This is a genomic window from Pyrinomonadaceae bacterium, from assembly GCA_036277115.1.
In the GTDB taxonomy this organism is placed as follows: domain Bacteria; phylum Acidobacteriota; class Blastocatellia; order Pyrinomonadales; family Pyrinomonadaceae; genus UBA11740.
In genome coordinates, this window is the sequence record DASUNM010000027.1 from 526,383 (window position 1) to 550,300 (window position 23,918).

Here is a 23,918-nt window from a genome sequence, read left to right on the forward strand (position 1 = left end):
CATAGGCCACGAAAACGGGTGGTAAACTAATGAAGCGGTGGAGATTCGGGGCGCGGGAGCGACTACTTCTTAAGCTGGCCGGTTTCGCTCTTCTTCTTGAGAAGTCGACTGGTCGTCTTTAATAACTCCGCCGGCTCGATCGGTTTTGAGACGTGCGCGTTGAAGCCCGCGGCAAGCGCCATCTTGGTGTCCTTCGAGGTCGCATATCCGCTCAGGGCGATGGCCGGAACATCGTGCATGTTCGGCAGCTCGCGCAGCTTTTTCATCATCTCGAAGCCGTCCATGTGGGGCATGCCGATATCAGACAAAATCAGATCGATGGAATTTTGCGGCGCGATTTCCAGCGCCTCAGGCGCCGACTGGCAAGTCGTCACGCGAAAGCCCTTCGACTTAAAAGTCGATTGCAGCAGCTCGAGCGTGTCTTCGTCGTCTTCGACAATCAGAATGTGAGCGCCGGCCGGTTTTACTAATGGACCGGTGGTTTGCCTGGCGATGACGGGCGAAATTTCGCCTGCTTCCTTGCGCGTTAGTCTCACGGTGAAACGACTGCCATGGCCGCGCCCCGCGCTTTCGGCCGAGACCGTGCCGCCGTGCGACTCAACAAAACTCTTCACGAGTGCCAGACCAAGCCCGAGGCCGCCGTGGCTGCGCGTCTTTGAGCCATCGGCTTGCACAAATTTCTCGAACACGTGCGGCAAGAATTCCGGTGGGATGCCTTCGCCTTCGTCGGTAACGCTGACGACCGCATTATGACCTTCAGTCTCGCACGTCAACCGCACGGTGCCGCCCACCGGTGAAAACTTCACGGCGTTGTGCAGCAGGTTTGCGAACACCTGGCCAAGCCGCGTTGTGTCGCCAATCACGATCTCGTCGTTCCAGTTGCGAAACGTTCCTTCCACATTGATTTGACGCGTGGCGGCAAATGGCCGCACGGTTTCAATCGCTTCGTGCACGACCTGGCCGAGATGAACCGGCAGCTCTTCCATGCGCATCTTGCCGCTGAGAATCGCGGTCATATCGAGCAAATCGTTGATCAGCCGCTTCAGCGCGTGCGCGTTCTTTTCGATCACGCTCAATCCGTGATCCAGTTGTTGAGTGGGAAGCATGCCGGTGCGCACCATGTGAATCCAGCCGATGACCGGCGTCAGTGGCGTACGCAGCTCGTGAGAAAGCGTAGTCAGAAACTCGTCTTTCGCGCGGTTGGCAGCCTCGGCTTCGCGGCGCGCGGCGCGCTCTTCTTCAAACAGCCGCGCATTGTCGATCGCGAGGGCGACACGGAAAGCCACCAACTGCAAAAGCCGCGTGTCATCCTCTGAGAATGGGCGCTGCGTGAACCTGCCGACGTGAATCACGCCGAGCACACGCCCTTCGATCAGCAAAGGAACGCCGAGCAGACACTTCACACCGTGCTCGCGCAGAAACGGCGTGTACAATTCCGCAGTTTCCGTATCATCGATCGCCAACGGCGCCTTCTGGGCGGCGACACGGCCTCCGAATCCGGCGCCGATGGGAACGCGAATCCCCAGATCAATCTCCAACCCTTTGGTGGCCCACGCGACCAGGTGGTCGTCTTCCTCGCGCAACAGAATCACGACCGTGTCCACGTCCATCGATTCACAGACGCGCTCGAGCAATTCCGCGAGTAACTTGTCCAGCGACAGATATGAGAGGGCGACTTCCGTCACCGTTTGCACCTGCCGCATACGGTTCATGGCCGTTTCAAGTTCGAGGCGCGCGCGTTGTTCACGCGCGAAAATTTGCTCGCGCTGCTCTTCGGCGTGTTTGCGTTCGATGAACTGGCCGATGTGATTGCCGATGGAATTCATCACTTCGAGTAACGTCGGGTCCTCAGTCTCGGAATCGCGCGTAAAGAACTCCATCACGCCGAAGACTTCTTCGCCCAACCTAATCGGAAAACCGAACCCTGAACGCAGACCGGCGCGGGAAGCGAGTTCATTGCGGGTGAACAGGCTGCTGCCCAGATCGCCGAACCAATGCCCCGCGCCGTCCGCCCAGATGTTGCCCGGCAGCCCGACACCACGCGCGAACGGCCGGCCTCGGCTAGCCTCTTCAAACTCAGCCACCGCCACCGCCGGGTTGTGCCAACTTGCCAACCACCGCAGGACTGCTGCTTCCGGATCGACAATCCAAATCTGCCCCAGATCCCATCCCAGGCTTTCACAAATCGCCTGCAACAACTTTGGTCCGGCCGCGTCCAAAGAAGGCGACTCGGCGAGAATGCGCGCCGTCTGATACTGCATCATCAACCGGTATTCCAGGCGTTTGCGATCTGTAATGTCGCGCGAATTCACAACGATTCCGTTGACTGCCGGATCGTCGAGCAGGTTATGCGCGGTCGCCTCGTGAATTCTCCACGAGCCGTTCTTGTGCCGGATGCGAACCTCTCTGGTTACGGGTTGGCGACTTTCCTCGATGAATAATTTACGCAGCTCGGCAGCATTGTCGGAATGAATCAGTTCGAAAGGACTCTTGCCGATTAGTTCTTCCGGCTTGTATCCGATCGAGCGTTCCACGGACGGACTGACGTACTGTCGCGTGCCGTCGCGATTGAGCACGGTGATGATGTCCGTGGCATTTTCGATCAACGCCCGAAAGTGCTCTTCACTTTGCCGCAAAGCCTCTTCAGCCCGTTTCCGATCGGTGATGTCACGCACGATGCCGGTAAAGAAACGTTTGCCGCCTTCGACGAGTTCGCCGAATGACAATTCAAGCGGAAGCTCGGATCCGTTTTTGTGAAGACCGGGAAGCTCCACCGCTTCCCAACTGATGTGACGCTCGCCGGTCGTCATGTAGCGCGTGAGACCTGCGCGATGCACGTGCCTCAGATATTCGGGCATCAGCATCGTCAGCGAGTGACCCACCAGCTCATTGCGCGAGTAGCCAAAGATTTTTTCGGTGGCGCGGTTGGCGAAGAGAATGGTGCTGTTCTCGTCGATGGTGATGATGCCATCGGACGCAGTCTCAGCTATGACGCGCGAGATCTGAGTCAGACTATTGAGTGCATCATCGGTACTCATTATCGAGAAGTTCTACTGGGCGAAACTAATCCTTTTTTTCGGTGCGCGTCAATTCGGTAGGTTGCGGGCCGAGTCTCCCGTCAATGAGATTGTAAAAGACGGTAGCTATCGCGAATGTTCTGTAATGATTACAATCGCAACGAATGTATCCGGCAGGCAATCTTTTCATTCCCGCGCCGCACGGAAGGCTCGAGGCGATCCTGAAAGAGCCGCGCGGCGAAGTTCGCGGCGTGGCTTTGGTCCTGCATCCGCATCCGCTCGGCGGCGGCACGATGCACAACAAAGTAGTCTTTCGCGCGGCCGCGGCATTGAATGAAGCAGGACTGATCACCTTGCGCGTCAATTTTCGCGGCGTTGGCCAAAGCACAGGAACACACGATGAAGGCCACGGAGAGCAAGAGGATGTGCGCGCGGGGCTCGACTATCTGGCGGCGACGTATCCCGGGAAGGAAATTACTCTGTGCGGCTTTTCGTTCGGCGCACGAGTGGGATTGGAGGTTGGCATAGCCGACGAACGCGTCGTGCGCCTAATCAGCATCGGCACGCCGGTCGATAAGTACGACTTCAGCTTTCTTGAGCAGTGCCGCAAGTCGATCTTGTTCGTGCACGGCGAACATGATGAATACGGCGACGTGAGTCGTTTGCGCGAGTTAGTTGATCGGATTGCCGCGCATACGCCGGCGGAACTGCGCGTGATCAAAGGCGCGGGGCATTTCTTTGACGATCAGTTGGACGAGTTGAAGCGAGTGATTACTGAGTGGATGTTAGACTGGCTTTTGCCCAAAGAGTCCGGCGACGCACCCGAACTAATAGTCGAGCTGCACAGCAGCGGTCATAGCTAAGCCCAAGGCGAGGCTTTTGCGAGCCTTGGGTAACCTGGTTTTTTAGATCAACCGAGCCCGCGAAGCGCGAGACAGAGATTTTATTGGAGCACGGTTCTGGAGGGTCGGCATTGCAGCTTCAAAGCCTAATAACTCAGGGCGCTTATCGGTCGCCGCTCCGCGGCTCCAAACGATTTTGTATGCACCGGTTCCCAAGGCTCGCAGAGCCTCGCCTTGGGCTTAACTACCTGCGCTGCTCCGCAGCTCGTTGCGTGTTGTCGGCCACTGCTTCCGTGATGAGCGTGCGCTTACGACACCCTAAGACCTTTTTTGGGCAAGGCCTGTCTGACACTAGTCGAAATATCCTTTCGCGGCTAACAATTCCGCATTCAGGATCGCCGCCCCCGCCGCCCCCCGAATCGTGTTATGGCCGAGCGCGACGAAGCGAAAGTCGAAAACACTATCCTCAGCGAGTCGCCCGATTGTCACGCTCATTCCGTTTCCCGCATCACGATCGAGCCGCGGCTGTGGCCGATCAATCTCGTCGCGAACGATTACCGGTCTCGCCGGGGCTGAGTGAAGCTTCAGCCTTTGTGGTTCGGCTGTGAACGTGGCGAGCGTGTCGCGTACCTCACTAAGCGAAGCTGAACGACCAAGCTTTACGCGAATCGAAGCCATGTGTCCGTCCGTCACGTTCACGCGATTGCATTGCGCGCTCACCTTCATGTCGGCATCGATGATCGTGCCCTGGCTGACGCCGCCCAGAATCTTCCGCGTTTCAATCTCAACCTTCTCATCCTCGCCGCCGATGAACGGAATCACGTTGTCGGTCGCGTCCAGCGAAGCGACTCCCGGATAACCGGCGCCGGACAACGCCTGCATCGTCGTCACCACGCATGCGGTCACCCCAAACTTTTCATGGAGCGGCGCGAGCGCCATCACAATCGCAATCGCCGAGCAGTTAGGGTTGGTGACGATGAATCCGCGGTTGTATTCACGGTTGGTGCGCTGCGCCTCGATCAGTTCGAGGTGGTGAGGATTAACTTCGGGAATCAAAAGCGGCACGTCCGCCGCCATGCGATGAGAGGACGAGTTGCTGATTACAGGAAAGCCCGCGCGCGCGAATTCCGGTTCGGCATCGGTCGCGATCTCGCCGGGCAAGCTGGAAAAGACGACGTCACAATCGAGCGGCGGCGCGGGCGGCTGCACGACAATCTGCTTTACGCCCTCAGGCATCTCGCCCGGCAAACGCCAGGTGCATGCTTCAGCGTATGTCTTCCCTTGTGAACGATCGGATGCGGCCAGCGCGGTGATCTCAAACTGCGGATGACGCTCCAGCAGTTGCACAAATCGCTGACCGACGACGCCGGTCGCTCCGAGAATTCCGATGCGAAGTTTATTGCTCATCAAATCTAATAATTACGTTTAGAGGCGGGCCACTGCCCGCCTGGTTTAAGGCGAGATGGCGGGCGGTAGCCCGCCTCTAAACGATCTGTGGTTAGTTCTTTAGCGAGCTCAGCGCGTCTCCCAGTCGCTTCACGCCCTCACTCAACCGTTCTTCATCGGCACAGAACGAGATGCGCAAGAAGCCCCGGCTCTCTTCGCCGAACGCCGCTGCGGGAATCGTCACGACACCCTTTTCCAAGCCTGCTTCGGCAACTTTCAACTCATCGCCGTATTCACTTACCTCGACCATTGTGTAGAAAGCTCCATCCGGAGTCACGCAGCGCAACCCCAGTTCGTCGCGCAACTTTTGTAAAAGAAAGTCACGGCGCTTGAGAAAGATCGATCGCATCTCGGCTCGCGAAGCCTCTGCTTCATGCGTCCACGCGGCCAGCGCCGCCTTCTGCGAAATACTCGAAGCGCAGGTCACGACATAACCGTGCAGCACGAGCGTGGCCTTCATCACTTCCGTGTCACCGGCCAACCAGCCGATGCGCCAGCCCGTCATCCGCATCGACTTTGACAAGCCGCTCGCGATGATTGTGCGCGGATAAAACTCCGAAATCGATGCCGCGCGTTCCGGCGTGTAATAAAGCTCGCGATAAATTTCGTCACTCACAATGAACGCATTCGAGCCGCTCGCTTCAACCGCGTCGGCCATCGCCTGTAACTCATCCCTGGTCAGCGCTCGGCCGGTCGGATTTGACGGACTGATGCAAATGACCACTTTCGTGCGCGGCGTAAGTTTGCTTTTGAAATCATCGATATCGAAACCAAAGTCTTTGCCCGCAGGCAAGCGATAACGAACCTCGCGGCCGCCAACCATTTTCGTAATCATCGGGTAGGCGATGAACCCTGGATCGGGCATCAGGACTTCATCGCCTTCTTCGACAAGCGTGCGCAGGATCAAATAAAGCGATTCCTGCGAACCGGCCGTGACGACTACCTGATCAGTATTGAGATTCATGTGTGGATAGTCGCCCGCAATTCTTTCGCGCAGGGCCGGCAAGCCTGCCTGCAACGTGTACCCATTTTTCTCTTCCTGAATCACGCGAACGGCTTCACGCACGATCACTTCCGGTGTCGGCAGATCAGGCTCGCCCAGGCCAAGACTGATACTGCCGGGCTTCGCGCGATCCGAAATTTTCCGGATCATGCTTTTCTCGATGCCGCGGAGAAATGGAGGTGGCTGGAAAGTCACCGTAGCGCCTCCTCTAACTGCGTCGACGCGTCTGTTTTCTCGTCGCGATACTTCACAATTACCGGAGCGTAGAGGGACAGACCCCATTCGCGCGCTTTGTCATTTTGAATTGTTCGCGAGCCGGGAACGACGACCGCGCCCACAGGAATTTCCACAGGGTCTTCGCCACTGCGTCGATAGATTGCGCCGCGTACAAGATCAAACACGGGCGTCGAGCCGGTAATGATCGTGCCGGAAGCGAGGACGGCGCGCGCGCGCACGATGGCACCCTCGTAAACACCACAGTTGCCCCCGACGATCACATCGTCTTCGATGATTACAGGCATTGCTCCGGCGGGTTCCAGCACGCCGCCAATTTGCGCCGCGGCTGAAATATGCACGCGCTTTCCGATCTGCGCGCACGAACCGACCAACGCGTGGCTGTCTATCATGGTGCCCTCGTCGACATAGGCGCCGGCGTTAACAAACATCGGCGGCATGCAGACCACGCCCGGCGCAATGTACGCTCCGTCGCGAATGCTCGACCCGCCCGGCACGATGCGCACGCGATCCTCAGGCGTGAATCTTTGGATTGGATAAGTGTTCTTGTCGAGAAACTGTAGCGGTGCGCCGGATTGCGTCATTTCTATAATCGCGCCCATGCGGAAGCCGAGCAAAATCCCGCGCTTCACCCACGCGTTTGTTTGCCATTTGCCGTTCGCATCGCGTTCCGCAGCGCGAATGACGCCGCGATTGAGATCTGATTTGAAATCGTTAAAGACGGTGAAATCGGCTTCGGAGTAACTAGCCCCTTCGCGCGTAGCGAGTGCCTCGATGTGTTCACGCAGTAACATGAGCACTCTCCAACAAGCCAATCTGCGCAATCACTTCTCTCACACGCGCGCGGCTCTTTTCCGTGATCGGCACGAGAGGCAGACGGAAATTCTCTTCGAGCAATCCCATCATCGCCATGGCGGCTTTCACCGGACCCGGACTCGATTCAATAAAGTTCACGTCCATCAGCGGCAGCAGGCGATAGTGCAACTCGCGCGCTTCATCCCATTTTCCTTCCAGAGCGAAATTCGTCATCTGCGACATCAGATCGGGAATTTCATTCGAAGCGACCGAGACGATTCCTTCTGCGCCCAAAGCGATCAACGGCAAAGTCACTGCGTCGTCGCCCGACATCACCGCGAAACCATCCGGACGCTCGCGCAGAATCTCCATCATCTGCGACAGATTCCCGGACGCTTCTTTAACCGCCACTATGTTTTCGCAGTCCCTCGCCAGACGCAGGGTCGTTTGCGCGGCGATGTTTGACGAAGTGCGGCCCGGAACGTTGTAAATCATGATCGGCAAATCGGGAATCGCGTCCGCAATCGCATGGAAGTGAGCGTACAGACCTTCCTGTGTCGGTTTGTTGTACCAGGGCGCGACCTGTAAGACCGCGTCGGCGCCGAGTTCCTGCGCGCGTTTCGAATACTCGATCGCCGAAGCGGTCGAGTTGCTCCCCGCACCCGCAATCACTTTCGCGCGTCCGCGGGCAACTTCGATAGTCAGCCCAATCACGCGCGCATCTTCGTCTTCGGTCATGGTGGCGCTCTCGCCAGTGGTGCCGCACGGCACTAATAACTTAACGCCCCCCGTTATCTGTCGATCGATGAGCGCGCGCATGCGCTCTTCATCAAACGCGCCATCGGACTTGAACGGTGTTACCAGCGCCGTCGCGCAACCGCGCATCCAATCAATCTTCATAGTCATAGAGTTCCTCGTGGCCCAGACTTCAGTCTGTGATTCCTTCGTAAATTGCGGCCTCAAGACGTGATCACAGACTGAAGTCTGTGCCACGATTCAATTCCGGCGGGCAGTAGCCCGCCTCTAAACGTCCTCTTGCGCTTCTAAAATCTCATCAAACACTTCTGTAAATTCATATACGCCCTTGCGACCGACGATCCACCTGGCCGCCATCAAGGCGCCTTCAGCGAATCCTTCACGCGAACGGGCAACATGTTCCAGAGTGATGTGATCAGCGCGCGAGTCGAAACCCACCCGGTGCGTGCCGGGAATGTGGCCGGCGCGCGTCGAGGAAATCGGCACCTCGCGCTCCAAATGATCCGCGACAATTCCGCCCAATTTGATTGCGGTGCCCGAGGGTGCGTCCTGCTTACGCTTGTGGTGCGCTTCTTCGATGTACACATCGTACGATTCGAGGTTCTGAAAGAATTCAGCCGCCGCCGCGGCGATGCGAAAGAAAACCTGCGCGCCAACAGAAAAGTTCGCGCCATAGACCAGCGCCCCGTCGGCTTCTTCAACCTGGGGCGCGAGCTCAGTGCGATTTACCTGCCAGCCCGTGGTGCCTTCCACCAGAGGCACGCCGGATTTCATGCAGAGCGAAATGTTCTTTGGCACCGCCGCCGCGACAGAGAAGTCGATGGCCACGTCGCACCCCCCAACCTCGATGCCCACGTCTTCGTTTAAGCGGTCGGCATCGCGCGAATTCAGGGTCACGGCAATCTCGTGGCCCTGCTCTTTGGCGAGCTTCGCCACGAGTTGTCCCATGGCGCCATGACCGATGATTGCGATTTTCATAACTGCTTCACGATGTTCACGTAGAGATCCACCGCGGTTAAAAGGTCGCTCTTCCGGACTTTCTCGCCATCGGTGTGCGCATCGAGAATCGAACCCGGTCCGATCAGCAGAGGCCTTCCCCAATTCGAAAGATAAGGAATGTCCGTGGTGAAGCGTGCAATCATTTGCTCAAATCCATCAAGCGAAAGCAAGCGGATTGGATCGTGCCCCGACTTGTAGTCCACCGCGGCGCGGCCGTCAATTGCATTTTCCAGAAGCGACCTGGCCGAGGCAGAATCAATCGCCAGCCGAATCAGGATTGTGGCCTCAGCCTCGCTCGGGATTACGTTTGCACGCGTGCCGCCTGAGAGGACGCCGATGTTGCAGGTGGTTTCGCCGAACACTTCATCAGACGGCCAGTCAATTGAGCGGACGTCGTTAAGCACGTCCAACAAATGTTCGATCGCTGAATCGCCCTGCTCCGGATAAGCGGAATGAGCCGCACGACCTTTTGTTCTGATCGTTGCCTGCAAAGAGCCTTTGGTGCCAACTGCCAGCTTATTCTCAGTTGGTTCGCCGTTGATTAGATATTCACACGCTGAGCTTTCGGGATATTCATTCGCAACCTTTGCGCCCGCGCTGGTCACCTCCTCATCGACCGTAAAGAGCAATCCGATTTCGTTGAAGCCTTCGGCGCGCAACCTTTCCGCCGCGGCAATCTGTGCCGCAATTATTCCTTTCGCATCGCACGCGCCGCGGCCGTAAATGAATTCATCGTCTTCGCGCGAAGCGATGAACGGCGGCACCGTGTCCATGTGCGTCGAGAGCACGACACGCGGCCGGGCTTCAGTACGCGCAATGATATTCGAACGTTCAGGCGCGATGTTCTGCAACTCAACGTGATAGCCAAGCCGGATAAGCAATTCGCCTAGTGAAGTTCCGATCTGAAACTCCTCACCCGTAACCGACGGAATGTCGATCAGTTCGCGCGTGAGTCTAAGCACATCAGTCATGGATTTGCAGTGCCGTGTCAGAACCGCGAGCGGTAGCGACCGGATCTAGCGGTCCCCAAAGAAAGCGAAGAAACAACCTGTAATTACTAAACTTGCTTCATGATCCGGTCGCGCCCACCACCCCACGAGGGCTGCCCGCGTGGGGACCCCGGTCCGCTCTCGGTTCGGAGACGGTCCCTTCAAAACAAACTCGATGAAGGCGGTTAATGGCTTCGGTCGCTTGCGCCGCGTCCACCATAAACGTGAGATTCACGCTGGAAGCGCCGACGGAAATCATCGAGACGTTGATGTCGTGGATGACTGAAAACACACGCCCCGCGATGCCGGGCGTATTGCGCAATCCTTCACCGACGACCGAGATGATGGTCCGATCTTTTTCAACCTCAACCGATCCAAGCCGTTCCAGATCGGGAACCAGTTCCGGCAAAGCGCACGCGTCATCTATGGAAAGCGATACGCTTACCTCCGAAGTAGTCACCACATCCACCGCCGTTCGATGACGGTCGAAGATCTCGAACAGCGCGCGCAGGAAACCGTACGCGCCAAGCATTCGCGCCGAAGTGACTTGCACAGTAGTGACGCCGTTCTTATGCGCGATCGCTTTGATCGTCAGTGGCGCCGCTTCTGATTCGGCGACGATCAAAGTTCCCTCGTCCGCCGGCGCATGAGAATTACAGACGCGAACCGGAATGCTCTTATCGATGGCCGGCTGAATCGTTTTTGGATGCAGCACCTTCGCGCCGAAGTAAGCGAGCTCAGCCGCTTCCTGGTACGAAAGGATTGGAATTGTTTGCGCGTCAGGGACAACGCGCGGGTCGGCCGTCAGGACGCCGCTGACATCAGTCCAAATTTGAATTTCACGCGCGTCGAGCGCGGCGCCAACAATCGCCGCGGTGTAATCCGATCCGCCTCGCCCCAAAGTCGTCGTTACGCCGCGTTCGGTGCTGCCGATGAATCCGCCCAGAACAGGAATCTCATCATTCGCCAGACGCTTGAACCGCTCCTGTATCGCTCCTGAGGTGTCGGTGAGTGGCGCGGCATTTCCGTAGTTCTCATCCGTCTTAATGCAATCACGTGCATCGACGAACTGAGCGCGCAGACCGTGCGCGTGCAACACTGACGCGAGCAACTGCGAAGCCAGTAACTCGCCGTAAGCCACGATTTGATCCTGAAGCGGCGGACTGGTGACTGGATATGAAGCAATGATTTTGAATAACTGGCGAATCTCTTTGCGGGCATCTGTGATCGCAGTTGCAAACGTCCCGCGGCTGTCATCGGCCAGCAGTTCGGTGGCGATCATTTCATGCCGGGCGAACCACTCGTCCAGCGGACGCGCCGCCCGCGCGTCGCCGGCTACGGCGCTTTCAACGCTGGCCAACAAAGCATTGGTAAACCCGCCGATGGCCGACGTGACTACGATCGGACGCCCGGTTTCCGCGGCTTTGACGATTGCCGCAACGTTTCGGAAGGCGCCGGCGTCGGCCACCGACGTCCCGCCAAACTTCATAACTGTTGGCCGCATGCTCGTTCGCGAGTAAACCACAGCGGACCCAGCCGGGCAACCGGCTTGCTTGGCAACTCTGCGCTCCCTTACAATCTCAAATTACACCCGCAAAAAGTGAGCACAAACAGAATCTTTTATGAATTTCGATAAAGTCCTAACCAAAGTTTTCGGCAGTAGTAACGAGCGGTTCCTGAAGTCTATCCGGCCCATTGTGGAGGAGATCACCGCGCTCGAGCCCGGGATCGAGAAGCTTTCCGACGAGCAACTCCGCGAGAAGACCGCCTTTTTCAAAGCGCAAATCGCTGACGCCGTCAAAGACACGCGTGACAAAGACCATCGCAAATCCACCGAACAGGAGATTCTGAATGAAATCCTGCCTGAGGCCTTTGCGATCGTGCGTGAAGCAAGCAAACGCACTACCGGCATGCGGCACTTCGATGTGCAAATGATCGGCGGTCTCGTGCTGCACCAGGGGAAGATTGCAGAGATGCGCACCGGCGAAGGCAAGACGCTGGTGGCCACCCTGCCGGTTTACCTGAATGCGCTGACCGGGCGCGGCGTTCACGTGGTGACCGTGAATGATTACTTGGCTTCGCGCGACGCAGAGTGGATGGGACAGATCTATCGCTTCCTGGGTCTGGAAGTCGGCGTGATCCAAAACGACATGGATGATTTCGAGCGGCAGACCGCATACGCCGCCGACATCACCTACGGCACGAACAACGAATTCGGTTTCGATTACCTGCGCGACAACATGAAGTTCGATCTCGCGACGTGCGTACAGCGCGGGCATTACTTTGCCGTGGTTGACGAAGTTGATTCAATCCTGATCGACGAAGCGCGCACGCCGCTAATCATCTCAGGCCCGTCCGAAGAATCTACCGACAAGTACTACCAGGCGAACGCGATCATTCCGCAACTCATTCGCGGGGAAGAGTTGGAAGAAAAGAAGAAGACCGGCGACTACGTAGTTGATGAGAAGAACCACTCGGCAGTCTTGACCGAGGACGGCGTGGATAAGGCTGAGCGGCTGCTGGGCGTCGGTAATCTCTACGATCCGGGCAACATGGAACTGCTGCACTGCGTCGAGCAGGCTTTGAAGGCGCACACGCTTTACCGGCTCGACCACCAGTATGTCGTGCAGGATGGCGAAGTGATCATCGTCGATGACTTCACGGGGCGCTTAATGAAAGGTCGCCGCTGGTCGGATGGATTGCACCAGGCCGTGGAAGCCAAGGAAGGTGTGAAGATCGAACGCGAGAACCAGACGCTCGCCACGATCACTCTGCAGAATTATTTCCGTCTTTACGAAAAACTTTCGGGGATGACTGGTACGGCGGAAACCGAAGCGGCCGAGTTTCATTCGACGTACAAACTCGACGTGATGGTAGTTCCGACGCACATGCCGATGGTTCGCAAGGACAATCCGGACGTGATCTATCGCACGCTGCCTGAGAAATGGGACGCGGTCGTCGAAGAGATCAGAGAGCTGAACCAAAAGGGACAGCCTGTGCTGGTGGGCACGGTGTCGGTGGAAAACTCCGAATTGATTGCGCGCCGTTTGCAGCGCGCCGGCGTCCCGCACAATGTTTTGAACGCCAAGTTTCACGAGCGCGAAGCGGAAATCGTGGCGCAAGCCGGCCGCAAGGGCATGGTGACGATCGCGACGAACATGGCCGGCCGCGGCACGGACATTCTGCTCGGCGGCAATCCCGACTTCATGACGCGCGAGTTCCTCAAGGAACAGGAAGTCGATCCCGACGAAGCGAACGAATCGCAATGGCAGCAGGAATTCCTGAAGGCCAAGCGGATCGTCGAAGCCGAGCACAAGGAAGTTGTATCGCTCGGCGGCCTGCACATCCTCGGCACGGAACGTCACGAGTCGCGGCGCATCGACAATCAGCTTCGCGGTCGTGCCGGTCGCCAGGGCGATCCGGGCTCGTCGCGTTTCTTCCTTTCACTCGAAGACGATCTGATGCGCATCTTCGCCGGCGACAAGGTGAAAGCGTTGATGCAGCGGCTCGGCATGGAGCAAGGCACCGCAATCGAATCGAAGATGGTTTCGAAGCGCATCGCGGCGGCGCAAAAGTCGGTCGAGGGCCGCAACTTCGAAACGCGCAAGCACCTGCTGGAATACGACGACGTCATGAACAAGCAGCGCGAGACGATTTATGGTCTCCGCCGCCAGTTGATGGAAGAACCCGATCAGCGCGAATACCTGGTCGGCGAAACCGGCGTCGCGCGCGATCTGCTTACGGATCTCACAACTAAGTATCTCGACCTGGACGCCTCGCCGGACACGTGGGACATCGAGAATTACAAGGTTCAGATTCACACGATCTACGCGCTCGATCGCGAGCTCGAAGAAATCGATTTCGAAAATTCGTCACCGCAGGAAATCGCGGACTTTCTTTGGGAGAAACTCAAGGGCAAGTACGCCGAGAAGGAAAAGCAGATTGGCGACGAGGCGATGCGCACTTACGAGCGCATCATCATGCTGAACATCATCGATGCGCAGTGGAAAGACCACTTGCTGGCGCTGGATCACCTGAAGCAGGGCATCGGTCTGGTCGGTTACGGCCAGAAGGATCCCCTCGTCGAATACAAGAAAGAAAGCTTCGACATGTTTCAGGCGATGCTCGATCGCATCGACACGACGACTATTCGTTCGCTCTTTAACCTGCAAGTCGTCGCCGAAGAATCTCCCGAAGAAATCCAGCGCCGCCGTCTGGCTGCGCGCCGCCGCGGCGGAATGCAGTTCACCGGTCCGAACCAGGGGGCCACCGCCGCCGGTGAAGAAGCGGGCAAAACGAAAACCATCGTGCGCGATCAGCCGAAAGTCGGCCGCAACGATCCATGTCCATGCGGCTCCGGCAAGAAGTACAAGAAATGCCACGGCACGACGTGAGGTTTGCGGGCCATCGTGGAAGTGCCTTCGGGTGAACCCGCCGATGGACAGGACTTTTCACGCAAAGCCGCAGAGTCACAAAGGAAAGCGGAACCATCGGCGAGCTCCCTTGCCCACTCTTTCTCTCCGGTATAAGCTGAATCCGGCAAATCCCCTTAAAAAAGCTCTCCCGCTTCCGTTCGGCGCTGCATGCGTCCGAATCGGAAAATTTTGTGAAAAAAGAGGAGTCGTCATGAAAAAGTTCCTACTTGCTTTACTGATTGTCTTTGCCACCGCGACGTTCGCCGTCGCCGACACGATTTACCTGCGCGACGGAAGACAGGTGCGCGGCACGCTCTTAGGCTTTATCAACGGCCAATTTGTGATGCGCGTCGAGACGCAACTTTCAACTTCGCCATCCACCACCACTACGCGTCGACGAGATGACATTCAGTACTTTCGTCCGGAAGAGGTGGAGCGCGTCGAGATCGATGGGCGCCCGATGGAGGACACGCGCTATGTAACCCGCAATGTGCAGGTGACGCTGGATTCAAACTGGATCGACAGTGGCGTCTTTGTGCGAAGCGGCCAACGCGTCCAGGTAAGTGCGACAGGGGTCATCACTGTCGGACGAATGCGCCTCACGCCCGATGGTCTGCAAAGAACCGATCCGAGCGCGCCGTTGCCGAACGCAAATGAAGGCAAACTGATCGGCGCGATTGGCAATGACGCGAGCTCGCCGATCATCGAGCTTGGCAGCCGTCGCGAGTTCACTGCCGATCGCAATGGACGCCTGTTTCTGACGGCCAACCGCGGGTCGTTCGCTGACGCGCGCGGCGCTTTTGAGGTCCAGATTCAACGCGAACGAGGTGGCAACTTCCGTGAAGCTGACGATCTTGATCGGAGCGGCGGCATTCGATCGCGAAATCGTTTTCCTGGCGGACCAGGGCGTGGGCCCGGCAGGAGCGAGCGTGACATTGAAGTGCCGGGCAACTCGCGCGGCGTTGACGCGGGGATTGATGTACGCAGCGGTGATCAAATCACTTTCACGGCCACCGGTACTATTGTCGCCGGTCAACGCGCAGGCACGGTTGGACCCGAGGGTGGTCGCAGCACGGGCTTCGGCTCGATCATCGGCACGCGGCCGGTACCGACTGCCGGCGTCGGTGCACTGATCGGCTACCTTCGCATGCTTGACGGACAAAACAGCCAGCCGTTTTTTATCGGCAACTCGCTGACATGGACGGCGCCCGCCGACGGTCGTTTGTATTTGCTGGTTAATGACGACAACTACAACGACAACAGTGGGGCTTTCAGGGTGCACATCACCGTGAACCGGTAGTTGAAGTAGACGACTACAACACGAAACGCCGTTCGCGCCAGCCGCGAGCGGCGTTTTTCCGTGCGCGGTCCTAATTCGTCAGCTTCCGATCGAGCGCCAGGCTTTGCACGACGCCTTGCAGCTCTACCTGGAGCCGATTCAGGTTTGCATTCAATTCCTGCTTCTCTTTGTTGATTTGTTCCAGCCGGGTCTCCTGTGTATCAGCCTTGGCGACATAACGCGAAATTAATTGTCTGGCTTCGGCCGTCGCTGTCAGAGCCTTGATGTTATCGCGCAGCCGTTGCTGGTCTTCGCCAATCTCCTCTACCTCGCGGTCGATCGCTTCGATCCGCGAACTCGTCATCGCCATCTGAGTCTTCAGATCGATGATCTTTTCCAAAATCGTTCGCGTCGCGGCGTCGATGTAGCGACGCGAGATGAACAGCTCAAGATCGGGACGACTGAAATTGTGCAGCGCGTAAGTGTCCATTAACGCGCGCCGCTCAGTAACCGGCAGCTCAACCTTTTCATGTGGAGCCAACGCGACGCGAAAGCGATAGTAACGGGCGCTCTTGCCCTCCGGCTGCTGCGTGTCATCGCTCAGGGCCCAGCCGTCACGCAAGGGATGTTCGACGTAAACCACCCGCGGCTTATCAGTCTGGTTCGTCAGTACATAAATCTTCTTGTTGGTTTGATGGTAGTGGGCCTGGAACACGCCATTGACCACCCGCACCAGAAAAGTCGGCGCGCGATCTTCTTTCGTGCGGACGTGGACCAGCGTGGCTAGATCTAGGGCGAACGAAATCAGGCGTTTCTCGGCCGGCTTCAGCCGCTCCATCAGCGCCTCGCCCGCGTAAGCATCGCCGTCGATTACGGTGAGCGCGCCGGATTCCAACGTCAGTGGCGACGTGTTCACCAGAAGCATCCCGCTCATGGGACGATCGGGCCGGCTGCCTTCGTTGAAAATAGAGACACGCTCGCCGTCCACGCGCGTTTGCAAAATAGGAATCAGCGCTGAACGATCGCGGGGTACTGTAATCGGCTGATCGATTCGGTACTCGAACAGGTCACCGACCTCGCTGCCCGTCGCCGCGGCCTCGACACCGGAATCGGAACTGGTAATCGCATCACTCAGTGACACGCCTTCGAGCGAGGTATTGTTTTTAAGACCGCTAGCTACCAGGTTGCTGTAGTTGTTCGCCCGATTATTCAGCGGCAGCTGCGAAATCTGCTGTTGCATCGTGCTGAGATAGTTGTTATTTGCCGTCACGGTAACCGTTTCCGAAACGCCTCCGACTTCCAGCGCTGCGTTCGCATAGCTCGGCAAGTAGCCCCCGACCGCCAAATTCTGAATTAGAAGGATTTTGAAGCCCGGCGATTCGATCCTTACCGAATAAGTCCCCGGCGACAGGACCGGCGAACGATAAGTGCCTCGGTCGGAGGTAGTCACGGTCGTGGACTGGTTGTTACTGGTATTGGTAATCGTAACTGTGGCACCGGCGACCACTGCTCCCATGGGATCCGTTACGCGTCCGCTGATAGTCCGGCCCACGCCAGCACCGCTGTTTTCCCCTTCGCCATCCTCGTACACCTGCGGGTCCAGATTCAGATCATCGGGCATCGGCACGACTGGCCGGTAGCGATAGAGTGGTTTTTGGATCGGTTGGATGAAAGAGACTGGTGATCCGGAGATTAGCGACAGTGACACGTTCTTCCAATCTTCGTCGCTCACGTTGTCCACAATGGCCCAACCCTGAAAGAACGGCTTGTTCTTAGCATCCAACACGACGCGATATGTCGTCTTCCAAATCGGGGCGGCAATTGTGTAACTCACCAGCATCTCGCGCGCACCACTGCCGTCCGAAGTGACGACGATGGTTTTAGCATCACGGCGGCGCGCCGAGGCGCTCGCATGCGCGAACTCGCTGATGTCCCGTTTCGCGCCTTCGTCGATAATTTTGATCGAGCGCACCTCAGCTAAATCAAAACTGATCAGTTCGCCGTTGGCGGACGTGATCACCAGTGCGGGCCGGTTTACGGCTGGATGGTTAGGATCAGGTTGGGCCTTCCGCTCTTCAACGGTCAGAATCGATCCTGAGGCGCTGCGCGTCGCGGTGGTGACCATCACCTGGGCGCCTTGCAGCTGACGCAAAATGCCCGCGAGCCCGCCTTGCTCATTGCCATTAGTGCCTGGCTCGATCGAGAAAGGAATGTCCGCCAGTCGCGCGGCCGGCGGCGCGGAAGAGTTGTAACTCACCGCGCCGATGCGGCCTTGCCCCAGATCGAGCACGACCATCGATTTCAGCACGTCATCAACCTGTGATTGCTTGAACGAAAGATTGATCTCGGCGTGGCCCGTGATGGTCCCGCGTCGTTCAATGTACGCGACGCCGTTGCTGTATAGGATCACGCGACGGATCGGCAGCGTTTGGATATTCGAGTTTGTGTTTGCGGCGGGCGAAACGGCAGTGCGACTGACCCGTCGAGTTTGCGCGGATGCGGTGATTGAAAACACGCACACCACGACCAAAAGGAGAGAACGTTTCATGGGCTTGGCCTCCTGAAATTAGACCGGCTCGGTTTGTAAACGGGGAGACCGCCTGAGAACGGGAAGACGTCGGTAGTACAAGAAACTGGATTGCGATCCGCTTTATTGATGCGCGGCGACGCGGGTGAGGTTTCCCCGGCTGCGATCTTTTCCTCGTTTCGAGAGAGGACGCAGCGCCCCCGACCGCAAGCGAACTGCAAAGTAATCGCCAAATCACCGTCATGTGCTGACCTTTTAGACAAGCTATGTTGGATTAGACCTAACTGATTGGATCGCTCGGTGTCGGAGGCTTCCGATGCTGGAAGGGCGCTAACATGACTCCACAAACTGCTTCCACAATTCTGGTCGTTGATGATTATCAGGACAATCGCACGCTGCTTTCCGCCTGGTTGCGGGCGAAGGGCTTCAAAGTCGTCGAAGCTGAAGACGGCAAAGAGGGTGTCCTGCAGGCGAACCGCTCGCATCCGGACTTAATCCTGATGGATCTGGCGATGCCGGAGCTCGATGGCGTTGAGGCCACGCGACAGCTTCGTGAGCGGCAGGTGTTTTCGCGCACGCCTATTTTTGCGATTACCGCGTACGGTACTTCCGACGTCAAGCAGGATGCGCTGGCGGCCGGGTGTAACGAGGTGTTAGCCAAGCCGCTTGATCTGGAACTGCTACTGGGCAAGATCAGATCGTCGCTTGCCTCTGTGAATGCGACTGCGGGCCGACGTCCTGTCTCGCACTGAACCGTTTTGTTTATTTGCGGGTGTTGAGAGGCGGGTTTCTGCCCGCCAGTCCTGACGCCGATCGGGCGGGCTGATATTCGACCCTTCTAAATCGAATACCGTTCCAAGTCCATTTGTGCGGTACAATCCGCCGCCGTGACTTGCCCTCGCTGTCGCCAAGAGATTCCCACCGCTGCAACTTCCTGCGCCGCGTGTGGGTTTTCGTTTGACGACGCCACCCAACCAATCGACCGGCCATCAACCGGTAATCAAGCTGCTGAGAAACCTTCCGGCAAACTATCAACGCCGGCAGTATCTTTCGATTCCATCGATGACGCGCGGTTCGTACCCGGCACCATCCTCGCCGATCGTTACCGAATAGTCGGGCTGCTCGGCAAAGGCGGCATGGGCGAAGTCTATCGGGCCGACGATCTCAAACTTGGCCAACCGGTTGCGCTGAAGTTCCTGCCCGAGCACCTTCTAAGTGACGGCGCGGCCCTCGCGCGCTTTCACCGTGAAGTGCGCGTCGCCCGTCAGGTCTCTCACAAGAATGTTTGTCGGGTTTATGACATTGGCGAAGTTGACGGCCGTCATTTCCTTTCGATGGAGTTCATTAAAGGCGAAGAGCTTTCGTCGCTAATCCGGCGGATTGGTCGCGTGCCGCAAGACAAAGCAGTGCAGATTGCTCGTCAGATTTGCGCCGGACTCGCCGCGGCGCATGACGTAGGGTTCCTTCATCGAGATCTAAAACCGGCGAACGTGATGATCGATGAACACGGGAACGCACGCATTCTGGATTTCGGCCTGGGCGGACTGACGGGAGAGTTCGGCGCTGAAGAGATTCGCGCCGGGACGCCGGCCTACATGTCGCCTGAGCAAATTGATGGGAAGGAACAGACAGTCCGCAGCGATATTTATTCGCTGGGTCTCGTGCTCTATGAGTTGTTCACGGGCAAGCGCGCGTTTGAAGCACCGACGCTGGGTGAGTTAGTAAAGCTGCGCCGCAGCGACACCTCGCCAACTACGCCTTCAGAGATCGTTAAAGATCTCGATCCCGCAATTGAACGAGTAATTGATCGTTGCCTCCAGAAAGATCCAGCGCGACGACCGTCTTCAGCGCTGCAAGTTGCGGCGGCGCTTCCCGGTGGTGATCCGATTGCCGCGGCGCTGGCCGCGGGAGAGACGCCTTCACCCGAGATGGTTGCCGCCGCGCCGAAGGAAGGCGGGCTACGTCCCGCGGTTGCGGTCGCGATGTTGGGAGCGTTTTTGGTCGGACTGGCCTTCGTGACGTTCTTCGCCAACAGAGTAGGGCTGTTCGGTTACGCTCCGCTGGAGAAATCACCGGATGTGCTGCGGGAACATGCGCGCGAGGTCATCCGCGCGGCCGGAGTAACCGCGCCGGCCACGGATCACACTTATTGGTTCACCGAATCGACGCGGCCGTTGCAACATCTGCCCCACGACGGCACTCGCGGCCAGCGTTTGGAGGAGTTGCAGGACGGCCAACCGGCGGTGATCCATTATCTTTATCGTCAAAGTCCGACATACCTCGGCGCCTTCGATTACTTTGGCGATACCTGGACGAATCCGCCGCCAATCATTTCCGGAATGGCTGGAGTACGGCTTGATACTCAAGGTCGTTTGCTTGAGTTCTACACAGTTCCGCCTCAGGTTGATCCAGTGTCGAGCGTAAGGCCGAATCCTCAGTCGTCAGGTTCGCCTTCATCAGAAACCGGAACTTCAGATTCCAAACCTGAAACTCGCGTTGACTGGTCGCCGCTGTTTCGGGCCGCCGGCTTCGACCTGGCTAGTTTCAAACCGACAACTTCACAATGGGCGCCACTGCATACGCACGATGAACGCACTGCGTGGGCGGGAGTTTTTCCCGAACAGCCCGACATCCCGATCCGCGTGGAAGCCGCCGCCTATCGTGGCAGACCGGTGCACTTTGAAGTCGTGGCGCCGTGGGACGGCCCGGAGCGGCAACAGCCGTCCGCACTACCAACCCGGATTAAAGCGCTGTTTACGATCCTGCTTACCGTCTTTGTCCTGATGCTGGTGGGTAGTTCGCTGCTGGCGATCAGGAATCTTCGTCAGGGTCGAGGGGATCGAAAGGGCGCCTGGCGCCTCGGAGTGTTCATGTTCATCGCGACGCTACTGACACGAATTTCTTCCGCGCATCACGTTCCCACGTTCGATGAATTCGGAACAATCCTGAACGCATTGCAGGATAGTTTATTTGCCGGAGCATTTCTGTGGCTGGTTTACATGGCGCTTGAGCCATTTGTCCGTCGTCGTTGGCCGCACCGGATTGTCTCGTGGACGCGTTTGCTCAATGGCGACTATCGCGATCCGCTGGTCGGTCGAGATGTGCTGGCGGGCGCGCTAGTGGGCATCGGCGTGGGTGTTTGGCAAATCGGCTTTTACTTCGTACGTGGATGGGTCGGCGACCCTGGTCTGACACCTATCGCTGAGCCGGCCGCAACGCATCTCGGCCTCGGCTATTTCGTGCCGGCTCTATCAGGACAACTTTCTGCGTCGCTACTCAGCGCGTTCCAACTGCTCTTTCTTGTCCTGCTGCTATCGCTCTTGCTGCGCCGCGATTGGATCGGATTTCTGGTTGGTTGGCTGGTCCTTGCGTCTGCGCTTTCGTTTCTGTGGGGCGCGGCGTTGCCAAATTGGATCACCGCATTCGGTTCGGCCGCCATTCTGGTTTTTGCGCTATACCGGTTCGGGCTGGTGGCTGCGGTTTCCGCAATTCTCATGATCCACATCTATGTTCAGTTTCCCGCCTCGCCGCACTTAACCGCCTGGTATGCCGCCGGATTCGTAATCGATTTGGTTCTGGTGTTAGCCCTGGTGGGCTACGCCTTTTACGTCTCGCTCGCGGACCAGCGAGTCTTTCCCGGAAAGTTGTTTGAAGAGGGTTAGCCGCAGTGATTGTGACCACAGATCAGAAGTCCAGCGACATTCCCAATAACACACCAACACGAGGGTTGTTGTACTTGCCGGCCAGCACGCCAAAATCGAGCGACAGCTTCTGAGTCAGCTGATAGTTTCCGCCGAATTGGGTCTGCAGTTGGCCCGCTCCCAGATTCAAATTATTCGAAGCGGCGCCGGTCAACTCGAAGCCGAGATTCAACTTTGGTGTGAATTGCCGGACCAGAGAAACACCCGCCGTAAATACGCGTCCGCGTATCCGGATTCCGGAAAGCCCGGTACTGGTGTTGCCGGCGAACACAATGCCCCCGTTCGCCCGGAATGTCGTTTTTGTGGTGAGAGACTTTTGCAGGACGCCGTTCACGGAGTAATCCAATAATCCCGAACCCAGACCCTTCGGCGCGTCGCCGGTTGGCACTTCCATGGCGAATGAAACCGTGAGCCCGGGCCGGCGCTTACCCTCACGCTCTTTCAAAAAATTGTATTTGACGTGAAAGTTAAGATCGCCGAAGCCCCTGATGGACCTCGACGTTCCCGCTGCATTCGAGATCACAATCAACGGATAGTCCACGCCAATCTCGACGTCGGGGAGCAGGCCATAGTTCAAGACAAAGACGGTCGTGTTCTGACGGAGACTGGGATGCGCCGAACGCGGGAGGATGGCGAATTCGTGGCTGATCTGAAGCTGAAACTTCTTGTGCTCGGTAACGTCAGCGTCGTCGACAGTGAAAGGCTGTTGGGCTTGGAGGGTTGAATTAACTGCAAGGACTAACGATAAAAGGAACCCGCACCGAATCACCGGAACGCACAGCTTGCGAGCAGATGAATGAGTACTTGCCAGAATCGCAGTCGCGGCTCGGCCGCCGCACATTGCGGTAAGCCTCTGGCTTACCGGTCAGGTTGGAAGAAAGTTTTAGAGGCTCTGCCTCCGCGCGTTTCCCGAGGCGCAGCTTCGGGATCTTTCATTTGGTTTTCGGAAAGGCAGAGCCTTTCCGCAGTGCTGCGGCAAAGCCACTTGGCAATCATTTTCTCGGTGGAACTGAGCCGCTGATTTTTTTCTTTGTCGTTTCGCCGGTATGAAGTACCGGGATGGCGTCGTCAATGTTTGAATGCGGACGCGGAATGATGTGCGTGCTCACCACTTCGCCGACTCTGCGGCCGGCCGCCGCGCCGGCATCGACCGCAGCTTTTACGGCGCCGACTTCGCCCCGCACGATCGCGGTCACCAGCCCCGCATCGATCTTTTCCCAACCGACCAGGGTTACGTTCGCAGCTTTTACCGCCGCGTCTGCGGCTTCAATCATCGCGACCAGGCCGCGACATTCAATCAATCCCAGGGCTTCTCGTTCCATGATTGTCCTCGTGAAATCAGACGCGATTGTAAACCCGCTTCTTGTCCGGCGCCATTGCCGGTATGAATGCGCCGCCCGACGATTGCAAATAAACCGTTTTGGTCGTTTGCGTCAAAGTCTTTCCGTCAGCGGAAAGCTTCCATTCATCGACGAGCTCGAATTCTATCACGCGACCGCCGGCCTGTAGCTGGAGCAATGTGCGAGTGATGATCTTGTTGCCGCTCCAGCGAGTCGTGGACCTGGTTCCTTTTTGCGGATCGTGGGGAGCATTCGGATTCGTCGTCAGCATGGCCGTTGCCTGGTTTTCTTCTCCCCTTCCATCGGTGAAATAGACCGTTTGGCGCTCCACCAGTTGGCCGTTTGCCTCGGAGGTCAACGTGATGCGCAGTTCGGGATCCTGATGTGAAATTTTGATTGGTAAGTCCGGGCGGCGGGTGAGACCGACACTGTTACTCTTTTGCGCGTCGAGCAGCCAGGTACCGGTGTAGTCCGGCTTTGGCTTTTTATTCTGCGCGACAAGTGGAGAGGCGCATGTAACTACTGCGAAACAGACTATCGCAGACCTAATGATCAGACGGCTCAACATCTTTAAC

Annotated in this window: 17 protein-coding genes; 5 read left to right on the top strand and 12 right to left on the bottom strand. The window is 57.5% G+C overall.

Annotated elements, in window-relative coordinates:
* Positions 1 to 62: 62 nt before the first annotated feature.
* Positions 63 to 3,038 carry a PAS domain S-box protein gene (locus VFX97_18600; protein ID HEX5705216.1) on the bottom strand — a complete coding sequence of 992 codons (2,976 nt, stop codon included), beginning with the start codon at positions 3,036 to 3,038 and terminating at the stop codon, positions 63 to 65.
* Positions 3,039 to 3,181: 143 nt separating this feature from the next.
* Between VFX97_18600 and VFX97_18605 the strand changes: the two genes are divergently transcribed.
* On the top strand, positions 3,182 to 3,880 hold the full coding sequence (locus tag VFX97_18605) for an alpha/beta fold hydrolase (protein HEX5705217.1): 699 nt from the start codon (positions 3,182 to 3,184) through the stop codon (positions 3,878 to 3,880).
* A 330-nt stretch (positions 3,881 to 4,210) separates the two neighbouring features.
* Here VFX97_18605 and asd read toward each other — a convergent pair whose 3' ends face one another.
* The 7 genes from asd to lysC form a co-directional block, all read right to left on the bottom strand.
* Positions 4,211 to 5,266, bottom strand: a complete 1,056-nt coding sequence (gene asd, locus VFX97_18610; GenBank protein HEX5705218.1) for an aspartate-semialdehyde dehydrogenase — start codon at positions 5,264 to 5,266, stop codon at positions 4,211 to 4,213.
* A 91-nt stretch (positions 5,267 to 5,357) separates the two neighbouring features.
* Positions 5,358 to 6,458, bottom strand: a complete 1,101-nt coding sequence (locus tag VFX97_18615) for an aminotransferase class I/II-fold pyridoxal phosphate-dependent enzyme (protein HEX5705219.1) — start codon at positions 6,456 to 6,458, stop codon at positions 5,358 to 5,360.
* A 41-nt stretch (positions 6,459 to 6,499) separates the two neighbouring features.
* On the bottom strand, positions 6,500 to 7,336 hold the full coding sequence (locus VFX97_18620; GenBank protein ID HEX5705220.1) for a 2,3,4,5-tetrahydropyridine-2,6-dicarboxylate N-succinyltransferase: 837 nt from the start codon (positions 7,334 to 7,336) through the stop codon (positions 6,500 to 6,502).
* Positions 7,323 to 8,243, bottom strand: a complete 921-nt coding sequence (dapA, locus tag VFX97_18625) for a 4-hydroxy-tetrahydrodipicolinate synthase (protein ID HEX5705221.1) — start codon at positions 8,241 to 8,243, stop codon at positions 7,323 to 7,325. The genes VFX97_18620 and dapA overlap by 14 nt, the downstream gene beginning before the upstream one ends.
* Before the next feature lie 117 nt (positions 8,244 to 8,360).
* Positions 8,361 to 9,071: a 4-hydroxy-tetrahydrodipicolinate reductase gene (dapB, locus tag VFX97_18630; GenBank protein ID HEX5705222.1), complete on the bottom strand. Its 711-nt coding sequence runs from the start codon at positions 9,069 to 9,071 to the stop codon at positions 8,361 to 8,363.
* Positions 9,068 to 10,063, bottom strand: a complete 996-nt coding sequence (locus tag VFX97_18635) for a M20/M25/M40 family metallo-hydrolase (GenBank protein ID HEX5705223.1) — start codon at positions 10,061 to 10,063, stop codon at positions 9,068 to 9,070. The genes dapB and VFX97_18635 overlap by 4 nt, the downstream gene beginning before the upstream one ends.
* Before the next feature lie 97 nt (positions 10,064 to 10,160).
* The gene (gene lysC / locus VFX97_18640; protein HEX5705224.1) at positions 10,161 to 11,585 is read right to left on the bottom strand and encodes a lysine-sensitive aspartokinase 3; all 1,425 of its coding nucleotides are present in this window, start codon (positions 11,583 to 11,585) and stop codon (positions 10,161 to 10,163) included.
* 118 nt (positions 11,586 to 11,703) lie between these two features.
* On the opposite strand from lysC, the gene secA reads away from it, so the two are divergent.
* Complete coding sequence (secA, locus tag VFX97_18645) at positions 11,704 to 14,475, top strand: preprotein translocase subunit SecA (protein ID HEX5705225.1); 2,772 nt, start codon at positions 11,704 to 11,706, stop codon at positions 14,473 to 14,475.
* A 232-nt stretch (positions 14,476 to 14,707) separates the two neighbouring features.
* Positions 14,708 to 15,796 (top strand): hypothetical protein, encoded by a 1,089-nt coding sequence (locus tag VFX97_18650; protein ID HEX5705226.1) that lies wholly within the window; start codon positions 14,708 to 14,710, stop codon positions 15,794 to 15,796.
* A gap of 70 nt (positions 15,797 to 15,866) precedes the next feature.
* On the opposite strand, the gene VFX97_18655 is transcribed toward VFX97_18650, so the two are convergent.
* The gene (locus VFX97_18655) at positions 15,867 to 18,323 is read right to left on the bottom strand and encodes a carboxypeptidase regulatory-like domain-containing protein (protein HEX5705227.1); all 2,457 of its coding nucleotides are present in this window, start codon (positions 18,321 to 18,323) and stop codon (positions 15,867 to 15,869) included.
* Positions 18,324 to 18,637: 314 nt separating this feature from the next.
* Between VFX97_18655 and VFX97_18660 the strand changes: the two genes are divergently transcribed.
* Both VFX97_18660 and VFX97_18665 read left to right on the top strand, forming a co-directional pair.
* Positions 18,638 to 19,054, top strand: a complete 417-nt coding sequence (locus VFX97_18660) for a response regulator (protein ID HEX5705228.1) — start codon at positions 18,638 to 18,640, stop codon at positions 19,052 to 19,054.
* 135 nt (positions 19,055 to 19,189) lie between these two features.
* The gene (locus VFX97_18665) at positions 19,190 to 21,964 is read left to right on the top strand and encodes a protein kinase (GenBank protein HEX5705229.1); all 2,775 of its coding nucleotides are present in this window, start codon (positions 19,190 to 19,192) and stop codon (positions 21,962 to 21,964) included.
* A gap of 22 nt (positions 21,965 to 21,986) precedes the next feature.
* Here the strand turns inward: VFX97_18665 and VFX97_18670 are convergent, their stop codons facing one another.
* The 3 genes from VFX97_18670 to VFX97_18680 form a co-directional block, all read right to left on the bottom strand.
* Complete coding sequence (locus VFX97_18670; GenBank protein ID HEX5705230.1) at positions 21,987 to 22,844, bottom strand: hypothetical protein; 858 nt, start codon at positions 22,842 to 22,844, stop codon at positions 21,987 to 21,989.
* A gap of 151 nt (positions 22,845 to 22,995) precedes the next feature.
* A complete protein-coding gene (locus VFX97_18675; GenBank protein HEX5705231.1) occupies positions 22,996 to 23,325 on the bottom strand; it encodes a BMC domain-containing protein in 330 nt (109 codons plus the stop codon).
* A gap of 16 nt (positions 23,326 to 23,341) precedes the next feature.
* Positions 23,342 to 23,911: a hypothetical protein gene (locus VFX97_18680; GenBank protein HEX5705232.1), complete on the bottom strand. Its 570-nt coding sequence runs from the start codon at positions 23,909 to 23,911 to the stop codon at positions 23,342 to 23,344.
* Positions 23,912 to 23,918: the final 7 nt, after the last annotated feature.

Excerpts from the sequence above, each read along its gene's own strand:
- VFX97_18615 (HEX5705219.1), bottom strand. The coding sequence starts at position 6,458 with ATGATCCGGAAAATTTCGGATCGCGCGAAGCCCGGCAGTATCAGTCTT.
- VFX97_18620 (HEX5705220.1), bottom strand. The coding sequence starts at position 7,336 with ATGTTACTGCGTGAACACATCGAGGCACTCGCTACGCGCGAAGGGGCT.
- secA (HEX5705225.1), top strand. The coding sequence starts at position 11,704 with ATGAATTTCGATAAAGTCCTAACCAAAGTTTTCGGCAGTAGTAACGAG.
- VFX97_18675 (HEX5705231.1), bottom strand. The coding sequence starts at position 23,325 with ATGGAACGAGAAGCCCTGGGATTGATTGAATGTCGCGGCCTGGTCGCG.
- VFX97_18670 (HEX5705230.1), bottom strand. The coding sequence starts at position 22,844 with ATGTGCGGCGGCCGAGCCGCGACTGCGATTCTGGCAAGTACTCATTCA.
- VFX97_18660 (HEX5705228.1), top strand. The coding sequence starts at position 18,638 with ATGACTCCACAAACTGCTTCCACAATTCTGGTCGTTGATGATTATCAG.
- VFX97_18635 (HEX5705223.1), bottom strand. The coding sequence starts at position 10,063 with ATGACTGATGTGCTTAGACTCACGCGCGAACTGATCGACATTCCGTCG.
- VFX97_18680 (HEX5705232.1), bottom strand. The coding sequence starts at position 23,911 with ATGTTGAGCCGTCTGATCATTAGGTCTGCGATAGTCTGTTTCGCAGTA.
- VFX97_18655 (HEX5705227.1), bottom strand. The coding sequence starts at position 18,323 with ATGAAACGTTCTCTCCTTTTGGTCGTGGTGTGCGTGTTTTCAATCACC.
- VFX97_18650 (HEX5705226.1), top strand. The coding sequence starts at position 14,708 with ATGAAAAAGTTCCTACTTGCTTTACTGATTGTCTTTGCCACCGCGACG.
- VFX97_18605 (HEX5705217.1), top strand. The coding sequence starts at position 3,182 with ATGTATCCGGCAGGCAATCTTTTCATTCCCGCGCCGCACGGAAGGCTC.
- dapA (HEX5705221.1), bottom strand. The coding sequence starts at position 8,243 with ATGACTATGAAGATTGATTGGATGCGCGGTTGCGCGACGGCGCTGGTA.
- dapB (HEX5705222.1), bottom strand. The coding sequence starts at position 9,071 with ATGAAAATCGCAATCATCGGTCATGGCGCCATGGGACAACTCGTGGCG.
- VFX97_18600 (HEX5705216.1), bottom strand. The coding sequence starts at position 3,038 with ATGAGTACCGATGATGCACTCAATAGTCTGACTCAGATCTCGCGCGTC.
- lysC (HEX5705224.1), bottom strand. The coding sequence starts at position 11,585 with ATGCGGCCAACAGTTATGAAGTTTGGCGGGACGTCGGTGGCCGACGCC.
- asd (HEX5705218.1), bottom strand. The coding sequence starts at position 5,266 with ATGAGCAATAAACTTCGCATCGGAATTCTCGGAGCGACCGGCGTCGTC.